The organism is Levilactobacillus paucivorans (genome assembly GCF_001437125.1).
Lineage (GTDB): Bacteria > Bacillota > Bacilli > Lactobacillales > Lactobacillaceae > Levilactobacillus > Levilactobacillus paucivorans.
On sequence record NZ_JQCA01000052.1, the window covers coordinates 1 to 16,977 of the forward strand.

Below are 16,977 nucleotides of genomic sequence, written 5' to 3' on the forward strand. Positions count from 1 at the left end.
CTAGACCACTTCTAAGAATAGATTCTTAGTGTTGCACTTGATTTGACAATTGAGGCCTTTTTATTATACAAAAATAATGCTGATGGATTTTCCATCAACACCAAATATCATAGAGCCAAAATTGACGTTCCCATTCGCTGTGACGTCAATTTTTATGTGATTTCAGTCAGTCGAAATGGTGGGACTTGTGAAAAGATACGCCAGGCTTGCAATCACCGGATAAAATAGGTAAACTAGGCAATACTGGATTTATGCGACCTTCAAATCGTAGATTCTCCAGAATCTGATAGAAATGATGGTGATACCATGCAGGACAACAGCCAAACACGGGTTGTCGTTGGTATGAGTGGCGGGGTCGATTCCTCCGTTGTCGCTTTGCGGTTAAAGCAGCAGGGTTACGACGTGATCGGCGTCTTCATGAAGAACTGGGACGATACGGACGAGAACGGTGTCTGTACCGCAACCGAGGACTACAAGGACGTAGCTAAGGTTGCCGCTAAGATCGGCATTCCTTACTATTCCGTTAACTTTGAAAAGGAGTACTGGGACCGCGTGTTCACGTACTTCTTGGATGAGTACAAGAAGGGGAGAACGCCCAACCCCGATGTTATTTGCAACAAGGAAATCAAGTTCAAGGCATTTCTGGACTATGCCTTGGAATTAGGTGCGGACTATATCGCAACGGGTCACTATGCACAGTTGACTCGTGACGAGGATGGTCATGCCCACTTGATGCGGGCCGTCGACCAGAACAAGGATCAGACGTACTTCTTGAGCCAGCTTTCCACAGAGCAGTTGGATCGCGTGATGTTCCCAATCGGGGACCTCGTGAAGCCACAGGTTCGTGAGATTGCTAAGGCGGCCGGCCTGGCCACTGCTGATAAGAAGGATTCCATGGGGATCTGCTTTATCGGTGAGAAGGGTCATTTCAAGGACTTCTTGAACACCTACCTGCCAGCCAAGCCCGGCAAGATGATGACCGTTGATGGTGAGATCAAGGGCGACCACGCCGGCTTGATGTACTACACCATTGGTCAGCGTCGTGGCCTGGGTATCGGTGGTGATGGTGAGGACAACGAGCCTTGGTTCGTCATCGGTAAGGACCTCACGAAGAATATTCTCTACGTGGGGAAGGGTTACCACAACGAGCACCTGTACGCGACCCACCTGTCAGCTTCCGACATTCATTGGGTGAACACGATTGACCGTGGGAGTGATTTCCATTGCACGGCCAAGTTCCGGTACCGTCAAAAGGATACTGGTGTGACGGTTCACTTGAGCGATGACGGTCAGCAGGTCACGGTTGAATTCGATGACCCAGCCCGGGCAATTACGCCAGGTCAAGCTGTCGTCTTCTACAACGGTGACGAGTGTTTAGGGAGTGCCATTATTGACGCTGCTTACAACAAGGACCGTGAGTTACAGTTAATCTAATTGATCGAAGGATCCCCGTCATCACAACGATGATGGGGGTCCTTTTGATTTGGGGAGATTTTCGCGGAGTTGTGTCTTTGAAAATCCCGTGAAAACTGGCATAATAGAACCTGTGTGTGCTAGTGGCTGAGAATCTTGTCGGTCACAAGCACGAGACCCGTGTGTGGTTAGGATCGCCAAGCATTTCGGCTCGATCAACCGACACGATTAATTAGAACTTTAAAAAAGTCATGTGATCAGAGAAAGTGAGGCACCAAAGTTTGAAATTATACTTCGTGCGACATGGTAAGACCCAATGGAATCTAGAGGGCCGGTTTCAGGGCGCTGGTGGCGATTCTGAGCTATTAACGGCAAGCTACCAGCAAATGATTCAGGTGGGGCGTTACCTGCGTCCTGTCGCCTTTCAGCACGCTTACGCCAGCCCGATCAAGCGCGCACGGGTGACCGCGCAGCGCGTGATTAAGGCGGCCCACCAACGCGTGCCGTTGACCTTACTGAGTCAGCTAGAGGAATTTCATCTGGGAAAACTCGAGGGGATGGCCTTTACGGACGCCCAGAAACAATTTCCAGAGGAGCTTGCGGCCTTTCATGATCATCCCGACCAGTATCGTACCGATCGGATCGGCGGCGAGACCTTTGAAGAGGTCATTGCCCGCATGACGCCGGCAATTCAGCGGATCGTTGCGGCAAACGATGATCCGCAGGCCAATGTCTTGGTCGTGAGCCACGGTGCGGCCCTGAATGCGGAGATCAATGCCTTATTAGGCACGCCGATCGCGGACTTGAGAAAACGCGGTGGGTTACGGAATACTAGTCTGACGATTCTGGAAACCACGGATGGTGGTCAAACCTTTAACCTGTTGGACTGGAACAATACAAGTTTTCTGACGGCGGCAGCTACGCCAACGGATACGATTTAGGTGGCAATATGACTGAAAAAAAGCAAGGTCGGGAACGTGACCTAAAAAAAGAACGTTCGGAACAAATGGTTCACAAATTGGTTCAACACATTGATAGTCACCCGGGAGATGCCGATGCCTATTATGAACTCGCGACAGTCCTAGTTGATTTGAATTCATTTGATCAGGCTGAAGAGCTACTCATGAAGGCCCTGGGGTTATTTGCGACGCAACCAGAAACGGTTGAGAAGCTCCACTACGGGTTGGGTAACGTTTACTACGCTGCTCAGGAGTATCCTAAGGCGATTGCGCAGTTTGACCAGTTGGGTCAACAGCTCAAGGGAGCAGGCTATCTGATGCTGGCTCAGAGCTACATGGCGAGTGGGGACCACAAGCGGGCCCTGGTCTTTGCCCTGACGGCGCTTGCCAGTCAGCCCAAGGATGCGGCGACGCTCCAATTGGTGGCGGAGAACCTGTTGGCACTAGGAAACATGGCGCAGGCCGCCACCTATTACGATCAGTTGTTAGCAATCGTGCCGGATAGTGGCCGGGCCAACTTTGACCGCGGCCTCGTCGCCATGGTTCAGGGTGAACCCTATCAAGCCTATTTCGATCAGGCCAAACGAGAAGATCCCACCTATTACGAGAAGGGACAGCAGCGGCTGGCCGACATTGAACGTTTCGTCCAAACCCAACGGGGCACGGACCAGAATAAGGACAAGTAGCACAAGGAGGCTGACAGCATGACCACCGAATCAATGGATTTACTAGCGGACGACCAAGGAACACAGGCCGACTATGTGGTGGGTACCGTCAGCGCCATCTTTTTCACCAGTCAAGACAGTTTCTACAAGGTCATGTTGGTGAAGGTCTCGGAGACCAGTCTGGACTGGCACGAGGATGAAATCGTGGTGACGGGTAACTTCGCCGATATCAAGGACGACGTGACCTATCGCTTTACCGGCAAACGGGTCGAACATCCCAAGTACGGGGTTCAATTTCAGGCGGATAATTATCAAAATGAAACGCCAACTTCCCGTAGTGGGGTGGTCGCCTATCTCAGTGGTCCCGACTTCCCAGGCCTAGGGAAGAAGACGGCCGAGAAGATTGTGGATGCCCTAGGAACCAACGCGATCGAACTTATTTTAGACGATAGCAACGTGTTGGCCCCCTTGAAGTTGTCACCGAAGATCGTGGCCACCCTGGTGAGCCAACTGCAAACGAACAATGGGATGGAACAGATTATCATCGGCCTCAATAGCTATGGCTTCGGGAGTACCCTGGCGGCGGCCATCTATAATCGTTATCAGGAAAAGACCCTCGATGTGATTCACGAGAATCCTTACCGGTTGGCCGAAGAGATTACCGGCGTCAGCTTCAAACGAGCCGACCAAATTGCGACACAGTTGGGTTACGCGGCCGATCGTCCGGAACGCTTGCAGGCGGGACTGCTGCAGACGCTGACGGACTTGTCCGTGGCCAATGGGGATACCTTTACCACGGCCAAACCGCTGTTGAATCAAGCGTTGAGCTTATTAGAGAATTCGCGTAACGTGCGGTTGAACCCGCAAGCCTTGGCGGATCAGCTCTTGGAGTTGGCCAAGCAACAGAAAGTCGTTGGTGATGACCAACGTATCTATCTCAAGGCTCTGTACGATGCAGAATGGCAGGTTGCCGAGCATCTACAACGGCTGCTCCAGGCGGATACGCCACAACACGAGTACGATGAGAAGAGCATCGCTAAGCAGATTCGAATTGTAGAGAAGCAGTTAGACATCGTCTATGACGAGTCGCAAACGGCCGCCCTGGCGGCGGCCGTGCAGGCGAAGATTCTCCTGTTAACCGGGGGACCAGGAACCGGGAAAACAACGATTATTCGGGGCCTGGTTCAGCTGTATGCTCGGCTCAATGACTATTCTTTAGATATTAACGAGTACAAGGATCGGCCGTTTCCCATTCTGTTGGCAGCGCCGACTGGTCGTGCAGCCAAACGGATGAGTGAGGCCACGGAATTGCCAGCCAGCACGATTCACCGTCTGCTGGGTCTGACGGGTCGCGAGGCCGATCTAGATGCCGCGGCGACTAAAGATCTTGAAGGGGGCCTCTTGATTGTCGATGAAGTGTCGATGGTTGACGTCTACCTGATGAAGACCCTCCTACGAGCGGTGCCGGTTGGCATGCAGGTCATTTTCGTAGGTGATAAGGATCAATTGCCTTCGGTGGGACCCGGCCAAGTTTTCCATGACCTGCTAGCCAGTCAACAATTGAAAAAGATTCAACTGGATACCATTTACCGGCAGGGGGATGGGTCGTCGATTATTCCGTTGGCCCATGCCATCAAGGATGGACGGTTACCGGCAGACTTTACGCAGAATCAAAAGGACCGGTCGTTCATCGCTTGTCGCACAAACCAGGTTGAGAGTGTCATCGATCAGGTCGTTGCCAAGGCCCATGCTAAAGGTTTCACCGCTAGTGACATTCAAGTCCTTGCCCCGATGTATCGAGGTGCGGCCGGGATCGATCGGCTAAACGTGGTGCTTCAGAGTATCCTGAATCCCCGTAAATCGGAGCGGCAGAAGCAGGTCGAATTTCGCCAGCAGCAGTTTCGAATTGGGGACAAGGTGTTGCACCTGGTGAACAGTCCCGAAAACAACGTCTTTAACGGCGACATCGGGACGATTACCGGGATTGACCTGGCGAGTGACAAACACAGCAAGGTCAAGTCAGATCAACTCACGATCGCCTTTGAACAGACGGAAGTGACCTACGCCCGTAACGATTGGAATCGATTGACGTTAGCCTATTGTATGTCGATTCATAAGGCCCAAGGGTCCGAATTCAAGATGGTGATCTTGCCCATGGTCGCCCAGTACAACCGTATGCTTCAGCGCAATCTGTTGTATACGGCCGTGACCCGGGCCGCGGACATGCTGATTTTACTGGGGGAATCACAGGCATTTGAAACCTGTGTCAAGAATCTCTCGGTGAACCGGCATACCACGTTGAGCGAGCGGATCGCAACGGTCTTGGATCCGGATGGCGAACATGCGCAGACGCCAGCCTCCGGTGTAGCAGAGAAGCCACAAGCTGCAGAGGCTGACAAGACCGATGGACCGGTTGTGGCAGCTGAACCAACGGCGGCAGAAACCGAGTCGGTAGAGGACGCCCAACCGGCGTCAAATCGGTTAACACTTGCCATGATTACGGGTCGGCAGGTCGATCCCATGATTGGGATGGCTGGTGTGACCCCACAACAATTTATGGCAAAGCCCTAAAAGTCTGGCTTAAGCGTTGCGTTTACGGAAAAAGATTGCGATAATATAGGCAGTAAAATATAAACGAATTGTGGTGAACCCACTGGGAGGCTGTTATGGCAGAACATGTCGAAGCTGGAAAAATGAAAGTCTTTGCGTTGAACTCTAACCGGCCACTCGCTGAAAAGATTGCGAAGGCCGCTGGCGTAACGCTCGGTAAAGCAACGATCAAACACTTTAGCGATGGTGAAATCCAGATTAGTATCGACGAAAGTATTCGGGGCGATAAGCTCTTTATTATTCAATCCGTCTCAGATCCGGTGAACACCAATCTGATGGAACTCTTAATCATGGTAGATGCCGCTCGGCGGGCAAGTGCCGCTAAGATTAACGTCGTCATCCCGTATTACGGCTATTCACGTGCCGACAGCAAGGCACGTTCACGTGAACCAATTACCGCAAAATTAATTGCCTCACTGCTCCAAATGGATGGGGTTGATCGGGTGATTGCACTGGATCTCCATGCGGCGCAATTACAAGGTTTCTTCGACATTCCAGTTGACCACTTGCAGAGTGATCATCTCTTGACGAGTTACTTTGAAAAGAGTCCAGATCTCGTTGATGAGGACATCGTGGTTGTCGCCCCCGACCATGCGGGTGTCAGTCGCGCTCGGCGGTTAGCGGAATTATTGGGTGCCCCGATTGCCATTATTGACAACCGGACGGATACCGAGAATGCGGCTCATCCGGATGCCGTGATTGGGGATGTTCATGGCAAGCATGCCATCCTGGTCGACGATATTATCGACACCGCATTGCGGATTACCGTCTCAGCAGAAGCGCTCATGGCCGCGGGTGCGGCAGACGTTTACGCCTGTGCGACCCATGCCGTGTTGTCTGGTGATGCCGTCAAACGGATTAACGAATCGTCATTGAAGAAAGTGGTTTTCACCGATTCGATTCAGTTGCCAGTAGAGAAACAAAGTGATAAATTTGTGATCTTGTCGGTTGGCGACCTGTTTGGTCAGGCCATCGACTTGATTTACCATCAGGAACCGGTTGATTCCTTATTTCACCGGGTTCCCTAGAACTTAAACGATAGTGAGTTAGGACGAGAACCGTCACTCTGGTGATGGTTCTTGTTTTGTGATGATCTGGGATTTAGCAGTTTTAACAAATATTGAGGAGTGACCAAGATTTTGAAGGGTAAAAGAATTGTGGCCTTAATTGGCCTGACGATGGTGATGGTTGGCGCACTCAGCGCTTGTGGCCAGTCATCGTCATCCAAGTCAACGGGGAAGCTGGCTAGCAAGCAGGTTGTGAAGTTGGCAACCAAGTCAGAAGTGACCACGTTGGATGTGTCAAAGGCCTCGGATTCGACGAGTTTGACACAGCTGTACCATACGCAAGAGGGACTGTATCGCCTCGGTAAGAATGAAAAGGTCATTAACGCCATGGCAACGAAGACCACGGTCAGCAAGGATGGGACGCTGTATACCTTTGACTTGCGACACAATAACCGTTGGAACGACGGTAGCCGTGTGACGGCTAAGGACTTTGTCTATTCCTGGCAACGGACGGTTAACCCCAAGACAGCGGCTGAATACGCCTACCTGATGGCCGGAATCAAGAACTATGATCAGGTTCAGAGTGGCAAATTAGCGCCAAGTCAGTTGGGGGTTAAGGCGACGGGTAAGTATCAATTGCAAGTTACCTTGAGCAAGCCTGTGGCTTATTTCAAGCTACTGCTAGCCTTTCCAACCTTCTTCCCACAGGAACAAAGCGTGGTTGAAAAGTATGGTAAGGACTACGGACATGGCAGCGAAAAGACGGCCTATGATGGACCATTTACTATGACCAAGTGGCAGGGGACCGACCAGAACTGGACTCTGGTGAAGAACCGCCATTTCTGGGATAAAAAGCAAATCACTTTGCAACAGATGAAGTTCCAAGTGGTAGCCGATCCCTCAACTGGATTGAGTCTCTACCAGAAGCATGAACTCGATGCGACGACACTGGATGGGACGCAGGTCGCCAACCTGAAGAACAACCCCGCAATGAAGACCTATGTGGGCGGAACCATGTATTATATGCAAATGAATCAGAAGCGCGTGAAGGCGCTGAAAAACGTCAAGGTTCGTCGGGCCTTGTCCTTGGCCATCAACAAGCAACAATTGGCTAAGAAGGTTCTACGAGATGGCTCGCAGGCCCCTCAAGGGTTTGTTTCGAACAATCTGAGTCGTAACCCTAAGACCGACGTAGACTTCGCTAAGGATGCTTACGTGAAGGCTGGCGTGGCCTTTGATCTGAAGCAGGCCAAAAGTTTAATGAAAGCTGGCTTGAAGGAGAGCAAGACGTCGACGTTGACCCTCAGTCTAATGACCGACGATACCTCAGTAAGTAAGACGGTGGCTCAATACATTCAGGCCGAATTGCAGAAGGTGCCAAATGTGAAGATTAGTATCCGCACGTTGCCTTACAAGACCCGCCTGAGCCGTTCGGCTGTCGGTGATTTTGACCTGGTCCTGACGAACTGGGGGGCCGACTTTGCGGACCCAATTAACTTCCTGTCATTAATGCAAACAGGGAACACCAACAACAATGGTGGCTTCTCAGATGCCACGTATGACAACGACTTGAAGCGTTCTGAAAATCAAGATGCCAATCAGCCTGAGGCCCGTTACCAAGATCTGGTACACGCTGAGAAACGCTTGATGGCCCAACAAGGGGTCATTCCACTTTATCAACCCGCAACTGTTGAGATGTGGAACACGAAGGTTTCTGGTTATGTTTGGAATCCAGCCGGTATGAGTCGTGGTTATCAATGGATGAAAGTTGAACAATAAAAACGAGTGACATGAAAGAAAGTTGAATGATTGAAAGTCCGAGAAATTTTCCCGGGATTTTTTTGTAAAATCAAGTCAAAATCAGGGCGAATTGAAATGGTCGTTGAAATTATCTGGAAAACATGTTATACCTAACATAGTAATCATGAAAGCGAATACATTATTCGCCATACATAGTGAAAGTTGGAGGTCTACACGATGCATTTTGATGACTTGCTCACGGAACAACGAAATCACCGCTCGACCCATATTGATCGGGAATCGACTTTGGAAATGGTGGCAACCATTAATCGCGAGGACCACCGAGTGGCGCGTGCGGTACAAAAACAATTACCTGAAATTGCCGCGGCGATCGATGCGGCATTCCCTAAGTTCGACGATGGTGGCCGACTGATTTACGTCGGTGCCGGAACGTCAGGTCGATTAGGGGTTATTGACGCGACGGAGTTACAACCAACCTATGGCTTAACGGCCGAGCAAACCTTTGGCCTGATTGCCGGGGGCACCGAGGCGTTGACCCATACCATTCAAGCCGTTGAAGACTCACCAGAACTGGCGCAGGATGACTTGGCGGCAGTTAACCTGGGACCTAAAGATGTGGTGATTGCCAGTGCCGCATCCGGGCAAACACCATATACGGTGTTTGCCTTACAATTTGCCCAAGACCAAGGTGCCTTGGGAATTGGGTTCTCGTGTATCGAGGACAGCCCGTTGGCCAAGCTGGCCGACTATCCAATCACCCCAGTCGTGGGACCAGAAGTCATTACTGGGGCCACTTTGTTAAAGGCCGGGACCGCTGAAAAAATGGTCTTAAACATGTTGTCTACGGGCATTATGATTAAATCTGGGAAGGTCTATCAGAACCTGATGATTAACGTGGTTCCTTCAAATGGGAAGACCTTTGAGCGGGCCAAGAAGATCATCGCCGAGGCCACCCAGACGTCAACTTTGGCCGCCGAACGGGCTTTAGACCGTGCCGGCAATAATATACCCTTGGCCATTGTTTTAATCGAAACCAAGGGGACAATTGCTGAGGCCAAGGCACTGTTGGGTGCCACCAACGGCCACGTTTCACAAGCTGTTAAGTTAAACGATAGTCATCAAGATTAACGCGTCTTCTAGCCATTAGAGGCTACCGTGCCCAGCGCACGGCTGGTCGCTAGTGGTTTTAGGGTTAAACGTTAACTGAAACTGAGAAGGGAAACCTTGAGGATACCTAGACGGTGTGGAGGGTGCTATGACACGGAAAGTAACGATTCGAGACCTCGCGGAAGCCGCTGGGGTATCAGTCACAACAGTTTCACAAATTTTAAATGGTAAGGGCGAACGGTTTAGCCTGGAAACTCGGCGCCGTGTGCACCATTTGCAAGAAGAATTGGGCTACGTGCCCGATTTCAACGCACGTAACCTCATCATGAAGTCTGCCCAGACGATCGGGGTGCTGGTGCCCAACTTGGGAAACCCATTCTTTAGCATGTTCATCCGTGGCGTCCAGTCCGCGAGCCGCGAACGACGGTTCATTCCTTTGATTTTCGGGGCGGATCACGATGAAGATTTGGAAAGTTACTACCTGCAGGAACTGATCAAGCGGGCAGTCGACGGGTTAATCATTGCCAGTGCGTCCATTACGGCGGAAGCCATCGATAATATTTTGAAAAAGAATGGGATTCCGTACCTCCTGATTGATCAAAACGGGGGGCCAAGTATGGACCGGGTTCGCATCGACGAAGATCACGGTGGTCGGTTGGCAGCGGAACATTTGCTGTCACTGGGACACCGTAAGATTGCGGTTGTCATGCCAGAACATGCCACGGAGAACTTGCGGATTCGGTTAGCTGGATTCAAGGACCGTCTCGCACAGGATGGTGTGGCATTATCAGACGACTGCGTTATCTTGTCACCGATGTCTAAGCTGGGGGGATACCAGGCTTCAGCTAAAGTGTTGGCCACCAGCGCCACGGCAGTTTTCGCGATTAACGACGAAACGGCCATGGGGCTGATTCGGGGGCTCCACGAAGCGGGTAAACGGGTGCCGGAGGATGTTTCGGTGATGGGGTACGATGATATCGACTTTGATGAGTATATCGTCCCGAAGCTTAGTACCGTTCACCAACCAGTGGTGACGATGGGGCGCCAAGCGACCATGCTGCTGATCAACCGCATCCAAAACAGCCGGCAAGCCCCACAAGCTGTGGAGTTACCGGTGGATCTGAAACAACGTGAGAGTACTGGGCCCGCTTCGTCCTAACTTTTCAAATTGGGACTTGTAAGCCCTTTCGAAAAATGATACGCTAGTGACAAGAAAACAAATTGCCGCGCGTGTCGGTAGTGAGTAAAACGTTTTACGAACGGAATTTGGTTAAGGAGTGGAATTTAATTATGGCAAACAAAGTAACTGTTCTTGGAAGTCTCAACGTGGATACAACTTTACGGGTACCTCGCATGCCGTTACCCGGTGAAACTTTGTCAACTGAAAACAAGAGTAGTGCCGCCGGTGGTAAGGGTGCTAACCAAGCCGTCGCAGCTGCACGTGCCGGTGCCGAAACGCGGTTCATCGGTAAGGTCGGGAACGACGATGCTGGGCGTTTCATGGTTGAATCTCTGCAAAACGATGGCATTGACACCAGTGCTATCGTGACGGACCAAACTGTCGGAACTGGTTCAGCATTCATCCTCTTGGATGAAGCCGGCCAAAACAGTATCTTGGTTTATGGCGGTTCCAACCAACAGATCGAAGAAAAAGAAGTGTTGGCCGATGAAGATGACATTGCCAACGAAGACTTCTTGATCACGCAGTTCGAAACACCACAAGCTGCCGCCTTAACTGCCTTTAAGGTCGCTAAGAAGCACGGTGTGACGACGATCTTGAACCCAGCTCCAGCCGCTGAAATCAGTCCAGAACTGTTGACTTACACTGATTTGGTTGTGCCTAACGAAACTGAAAGTGCCGACCTGACGGGGATTGAAGTCACTGACGTGGCCTCAATGGATGCCAATGCTAAGAAATTCCGTGAAATGGGTGTTAAGAACCTGATTATCACGGTTGGTAGCAAGGGTGCCTACTACGCTACCGAAAAGGCTTCTGGCTTCGTGCCAGCCTTCAAGGTTAAGGCTGTTGACACGACCGCTGCCGGTGATACCTTCATTGGTGCTTTGAGTTCCCAATTGAAGCCTGACCTGAGTAACATTGAAACGGCCTTGGTCTTCGCACAACGTGCCAGCTCATTGACGGTTCAAGGATTAGGGGCTATGCCTTCAATCCCAACCTACGATCAAGTGATTGAAGCTAGCAAGTAGGGTATTCTGAAAACTAATTTGTAAGTTAAACGATCCTTTCCAATTTGGTTGGAAGTGGATCGTTTTTTTATGGCCAAATAAGACAACCGGTTGCAACATCATCAAAGCGGTCTATCTGAATATTAAAGATTATGTTAATTATAAACCGCGCCGGGATAACTTTCCACAAGATGGTTGCATTACATCTGATGAATTGGTATAGTTATGAAAGTCAGGGAGAATTCCTGACGTGTTTTGGACACCAATCTATAAATTTCCGTCGACCGTGTCCTGTCCGGCTGACTAAAGTGAGGTTAATTAACAAATGTTGAATGAACAATCGGCACCAATCAAATTTGATGATGTGGATACCCAAGCGGTTACCGCCGTGCGGATGCTAAGTATGGATATGATTTCTCGCGCTCACTCTGGACATCCAGGGTTGCCATTGGGCGCCGCTCCAATGGCTTACGTGCTGTTTTCACGGCACTTGCGCGTTGATCCTTCCTTCCCACAATGGTTCAACCGCGACCGCTTCGTCTTATCCGCCGGTCATGGGTCAGCCATGCTCTACAGTTTAATTCACCTGAGTGGTTTTGCGATTACGCGAGAAGACCTAATGAGCTTCCGCCAATTAGGGAGCAAGACCCCTGGACATCCTGAATACGGGGTGACACCTGGTGTTGATGCCACTACGGGTCCACTGGGTCAAGGGATTGGGATGGCTGTTGGGATGGCCATTGCCGAGAGTCATTTACGTGGCGTTTACAATCGTCCCGATTACGATGTGGTTGATCACTATACTTATGCCCTCTGTGGCGATGGGGACTTACTTGAAGGGGTAGCGGCTGAATCTGCGAGTTTAGCCGGGCAACTTCAATTGAATCGTCTGATCGTTTTATATGATTCAAATGATATTTCATTGGATGGTCCACTGACTAACGCTAGCCACGACAACGTCGGCGAACGTTTCCAAAGTTACGGGTGGAATTACTCGCGAGTTGAGGACGGCAACGACCTCGAGGCGATTGATGCGGCTATCCGGTCTGCTAAGCAAAATGCGGGCGGCCCAACCTTAATCGAAGTGAAGACACAGATTGGGGCCGGGAGCCCTAAGGCTGGGACAAACAAGGTTCACGGGGCACCACTTAGTGATGATGAACTCGCAGCCACCCGCGATTTCTACCACTGGAACGAAGATCCTTTCACAGTACCCGAAGCCGTTACGGAACGTTTCATGAGTACAATCAAGGCACGTGGCTGGGCGAACCATCAGTCCTGGTCCAGCTTAATTGCCCAGTACTCTAAGGCCGAACCCGACTTGTCACGGCAATTTGCTCAGGGGGTTAGTCAAACGCTCCCCGACAATTATGCCGCCAACGTGCCAACGTATTACAAGAAGGATGCCTTGGCGACGCGGGCCAGCGGGTCACAAGTGCTACAACAGTTGAGTAAGTCTTGCCCGAACTTGTGGGGTGGGTCTGCCGACCTGTTTAGATCCAACAAGACGGCGGTGGCCGACGAAGAACGCTTCAGTCCAACCAATCGTCAGGGCCGTAACCTCTGGTTTGGGGTCCGAGAATTTGCCGAAGCGGCTGCCATGAACGGGATTGCGTTACATGGTGGGACGCGCGTCTATGGGTCAACGTTCTTCGTCTTCTCGGATTATATGAAGCCAGCACTGCGGTTGGCTGCTATTCAGCAGTTGCCAGTGATCTACGTCTTCACGCATGATTCTCTGGCAGTTGGTGAAGACGGGCCAACTCACGAACCCGTGGAACAGTTGGCCGCCTTACGTTCCATTCCGAACCTGACTGTTTTCCGGCCAGCCGATGGCAACGAAACAGCCGCTGCTTGGGAAGCCGCTCTTGAGACAACGGATCATCCGGTAGCCTTGGTATTGACGCGTCAAGCCTTGCCAACCTTACCATTGCCAGCAGCCAAGGTTCACACTGGGGTTAACCAGGGTGGCTACGTGGTTCGCGATGCGAAGGACGAGGCCGAAGGGATCTTGATGGCCTCTGGGTCTGAAGTTCAATTAGCCTTGAGCGCCCAGGAACGTTTGGCAGAGTTGGGTCACGACGTTCGTGTCGTTTCGATTCCAAGTTTCGAAGCCTTCAATGACCAGAGTCATGAGTACCAAGAATCTGTCTTACCAATGAAGCTGCGTCGTCGAGTGGCGATCGAAATGGCCAGTGGATCCAGCTGGTATCAGTTCGTTGGTCTCGATGGGGTTGCACTGACGCAGGATGACTTTGGGGCCAGTGGTAAGGGCGAAGAAGTCATTGCCATGGCTGGGTTTACGACGGACAAGGTCGTCCAGGCCTACCTGCAACTTAAATAATTTCATGTGTCGTTCTCTTGACCGGGTTAGCCTTCCGCAGCTAACTCGGTTTTTCGTTGGGCCGGGCCTAGTAAGTTGGCCAATTTATTGGTATATTGGGGGTAAAGAAACTGGAGGCGGTTTTTTATGGAAATTAGACGGATCAAGGTGCCGACGGCGTTGATATGGTCTTCGCCCAAGGCAGTTGGCAAGAGTGATCAGGCATATCTCAAATCAGGAGACCTGACAACCTGGTTGGCCACCCGTAAGCCGGCAGATTTGCAGCGCTTATCGGATGACGAGGCGCTCGTAACCGAAGCCCTGTTTAATGACCGCGTTGTTCTGGATCAGCAGGTCGATGGCTGGGCCAAGGTCTTTGTGACCCGTCAGCCTAATCGATTGGAACGTCGTGGTTATCCTGGTTGGATTCCGCTCTCACAGTTGACTGAAAGCGATGCCGAATTGGATTATCCCACGACGACGGTGCGTTTGGTTCAGCCAAGCACGACCCTGTTGGGGGTTGATGAACAGCCACGTTTAGAGTTGCCCATGGGAACTATTCTCACGACAACTGGTCAAGACGCACAATGGATTGATGTGTTGACGCCGCTGGGAGCGGGAAAGATTGCCGCCAGTGCTGCCAAGATTGGCGTGAGCGGGGTCAATGACGGGAGTCGGATCCTTTCCTTGGCCGAACAGTTTCTAGGCACGCCTTATCTATGGGGTGGGCTGACACCAGCCGGATTTGACTGTTCGGGGTTAATCTACGGTTTACATCGGGTACTGGGCTACACCATTCCACGCGATGCCAGTGACCAGTTTGCCAACGGTTATCCAGTGGCGCCGGAAGAACTGACGGCCGGCGATCTGGTGTTCTTTGCTAAGAACCATGGGACCGGTGAAATTCATCATGTCGGGCTCTACGCCGGATCGGGTTGTCTCTTGCATGCGCCTAAGCCGGGAGAACCGGTTCAGAAGATTAAGATGGCGGAATCAAAATTAGCCCCAGAATATGCGGGGGCCCGGCGTTTCTGGCAATAAACGCGATATTTGAAGAATTCTCTAAGCTCATGGGCGTTTCGTCAAGACGGCTCTGGACCGTGATATACTGAGGTCACAGGGAAGTCAATCAAGTGAGAAGAGAGGCAAACTAATGAAGTTAAAACGTTTATTAATTGGTCTGACGGTGGCAACGCTGGGACTGGGAATCGGTTTCGGTGGTCGGACGCTCGCAATTCATGCGGACACGACGGACGCCAGCAGTTCTTCAGCTTCGAGTGGCAGCACCGTTCAGACCAAGGCCTTGTCCAAGGCCTACGTGGTTTATGGCGCTGGGTTAGCCAGTGAGGACAAGAGCAAGGTGGGTGAAGCCTTAGGGGCCAAATCCAACTATTCTGAACTCACGGTTAACGGGAGTGACTATGCGCAATACCTGAATTCGGCCGGAACGACGGACGCTAGTATGATTAGTTCCGTTTCGTTAGCGCCTGCCGACCCAGGTAGTGGCGTTAAGGTCAACATCGCCGACTATGATGGTCAGAACAATATTACCGAAGTGACGTCACAACAATATGCCATGGTTGCCACGATGGCCGGGGTGAAGGACGTGATTATCACCGTTACTGCCGACAAGACCGTTTCTGGTGAATCGGCCCTGACTGGGGTTTATAAGGCCCTGGCAGCGGATGGGTTAACCTTGAATGCCGAAAATACGCAGGCGGCCAATGGCGTGCTAGATGCAACGCAACCAGCCATTGATAGCAACAGCAAGGATAACAAGTATCCTGGTAAGTTGATGTCAGCAGTTGGGGATGTGTCGTCTGACCTGGCCAAGCAGCGTCAAGATGGGAATGACCTCGCCACCAAGGCAGATATCGAGGCTATGTTACAGAAGGCCCTGGCTAAGAAGGGGATCGCGGATCAAACCAGTTCAACGCAGATTACTAATATTGCGGTTGCTCTGAGCAAGGTTCAGTCAGCCCCAGTTTCAACCAGTAAGACCTACATTAAAAATGTCACGAATGTGGCTGATAACTTAGCCAATAGTATTGGGAACAAAATGGCTAGTGTAAAAGACTTCGCCAACAGTGCGGACGCCCAAAAAGCCGAAAACTTCTTTGTCCAGATTTGGCATAAAGTGGTTTCATTCTTCAGCGGTATCTTTGGCGGAAACGCGTAAGATTGGTGAGATAACAAATTAACGGGAGAATTTCTCCCGTTTTTTTGTGTTCAAATTTAAATTTCACAATCTTTAGGCAAAACAGGACGATTGTAACTTACAGAAAGCGGCTTCAACGGGAACTTGTAGGCTGCAACTGAAATCTAAATACGAAAATTTATACATTACCAATCATTTTAAGCAAGGTAGTTCGCTAATGAAAATGAACATGGGTTCGATAAATGTAAACGCTTTTCACCATGGTATCAAGGCTTTCAGCGATCGGCTAGCAATTGATTAACAGATTAGGGAACGTCAGTTCAATGAGTAAAACTAGTTATGAAATTCTTAATTATTCACAAGAAACTGGGAAAACGTGTGGTAATATTAATTTGTGATTCGTATTTACTATGAACGAACACCACCCGCTTCATTTTCGGCGGGTTGGGTTCACAAGCTTTGAAAATCTAAAGTCATAAAAGGACGTGTTGGTGAAGATGAGTACAGGACAACGAAAAACTAAAGCAGTTGTTGGGGTCGTTAGTGCCATTGGGGCATTAGCAGCAGGTGCCACTATTACTGCAAATGCGGATACTGTTCAAGTTAAGTCCGGGGACACCGTTTGGGCACTTTCACAAAAGTTAGGCGTTTCCATTCAAGATCTTGAAAAACAGAATTCAATTGACAGTTCAACAGACATGATTTTTGTCGGTCAGAAATTACAAGTTAAATCTTCCTCAATTGTCAAATCAAGTGCAACACTAAGAATCTATTCTTAGAAGTGGTC

At 50.6% G+C, this 16,977-nt stretch carries 13 protein-coding genes; all 13 read left to right on the plus strand.

What is annotated here, in order from left to right:
• Window positions 1-306 precede the first annotated feature (306 nt).
• The 13 genes from mnmA (at window position 307) to IV54_RS05665 (ending at window position 16,969) form a co-directional block, all read left to right on the plus strand.
• Window positions 307-1,434 carry a tRNA 2-thiouridine(34) synthase MnmA gene (gene mnmA, locus IV54_RS05605; RefSeq protein ID WP_057878417.1) on the plus strand — a complete coding sequence of 376 codons (1,128 nt, stop codon included), beginning with the start codon at window positions 307-309 and terminating at the stop codon, window positions 1,432-1,434.
• A 260-nt stretch (window positions 1,435-1,694) separates the two neighbouring features.
• On the plus strand, window positions 1,695-2,354 hold the full coding sequence (locus IV54_RS05610; RefSeq protein WP_083488530.1) for a histidine phosphatase family protein: 660 nt from the start codon (window positions 1,695-1,697) through the stop codon (window positions 2,352-2,354).
• An 8-nt stretch (window positions 2,355-2,362) separates the two neighbouring features.
• On the plus strand, window positions 2,363-3,058 hold the full coding sequence (locus IV54_RS05615; RefSeq protein ID WP_057878419.1) for a tetratricopeptide repeat protein: 696 nt from the start codon (window positions 2,363-2,365) through the stop codon (window positions 3,056-3,058).
• Between the two features lie 18 nt (window positions 3,059-3,076).
• Complete coding sequence (gene recD2 / locus IV54_RS05620) at window positions 3,077-5,608, plus strand: SF1B family DNA helicase RecD2 (RefSeq protein WP_057878420.1); 2,532 nt, start codon at window positions 3,077-3,079, stop codon at window positions 5,606-5,608.
• 95 nt (window positions 5,609-5,703) lie between these two features.
• Window positions 5,704-6,675 (plus strand): ribose-phosphate diphosphokinase, encoded by a 972-nt coding sequence (locus IV54_RS05625; protein ID WP_057878421.1) that lies wholly within the window; start codon window positions 5,704-5,706, stop codon window positions 6,673-6,675.
• A gap of 111 nt (window positions 6,676-6,786) precedes the next feature.
• On the plus strand, window positions 6,787-8,433 hold the full coding sequence (locus IV54_RS05630) for a peptide ABC transporter substrate-binding protein (protein ID WP_057878422.1): 1,647 nt from the start codon (window positions 6,787-6,789) through the stop codon (window positions 8,431-8,433).
• Window positions 8,434-8,631: 198 nt separating this feature from the next.
• Window positions 8,632-9,543, plus strand: a complete 912-nt coding sequence (gene murQ / locus IV54_RS05635; RefSeq protein ID WP_057878423.1) for an N-acetylmuramic acid 6-phosphate etherase — start codon at window positions 8,632-8,634, stop codon at window positions 9,541-9,543.
• Between the two features lie 127 nt (window positions 9,544-9,670).
• Window positions 9,671-10,681 carry a ribose utilization transcriptional repressor RbsR gene (gene rbsR / locus IV54_RS05640; RefSeq protein ID WP_057878424.1) on the plus strand — a complete coding sequence of 337 codons (1,011 nt, stop codon included), beginning with the start codon at window positions 9,671-9,673 and terminating at the stop codon, window positions 10,679-10,681.
• Between the two features lie 131 nt (window positions 10,682-10,812).
• The gene (rbsK, locus tag IV54_RS05645) at window positions 10,813-11,730 is read left to right on the plus strand and encodes a ribokinase (protein ID WP_057878425.1); all 918 of its coding nucleotides are present in this window, start codon (window positions 10,813-10,815) and stop codon (window positions 11,728-11,730) included.
• A 304-nt stretch (window positions 11,731-12,034) separates the two neighbouring features.
• Window positions 12,035-14,053, plus strand: a complete 2,019-nt coding sequence (tkt, locus tag IV54_RS05650) for a transketolase (RefSeq protein ID WP_057878426.1) — start codon at window positions 12,035-12,037, stop codon at window positions 14,051-14,053.
• A 126-nt stretch (window positions 14,054-14,179) separates the two neighbouring features.
• Window positions 14,180-15,073, plus strand: coding sequence for a C40 family peptidase (locus IV54_RS05655; protein ID WP_057878427.1), 894 nt, complete (start codon window positions 14,180-14,182; stop codon window positions 15,071-15,073).
• 112 nt (window positions 15,074-15,185) lie between these two features.
• Window positions 15,186-16,211: a DUF1002 domain-containing protein gene (locus IV54_RS05660; protein WP_057878428.1), complete on the plus strand. Its 1,026-nt coding sequence runs from the start codon at window positions 15,186-15,188 to the stop codon at window positions 16,209-16,211.
• Between the two features lie 476 nt (window positions 16,212-16,687).
• Window positions 16,688-16,969, plus strand: coding sequence for a LysM peptidoglycan-binding domain-containing protein (locus IV54_RS05665; RefSeq protein ID WP_057878429.1), 282 nt, complete (start codon window positions 16,688-16,690; stop codon window positions 16,967-16,969).
• Window positions 16,970-16,977: the final 8 nt, after the last annotated feature.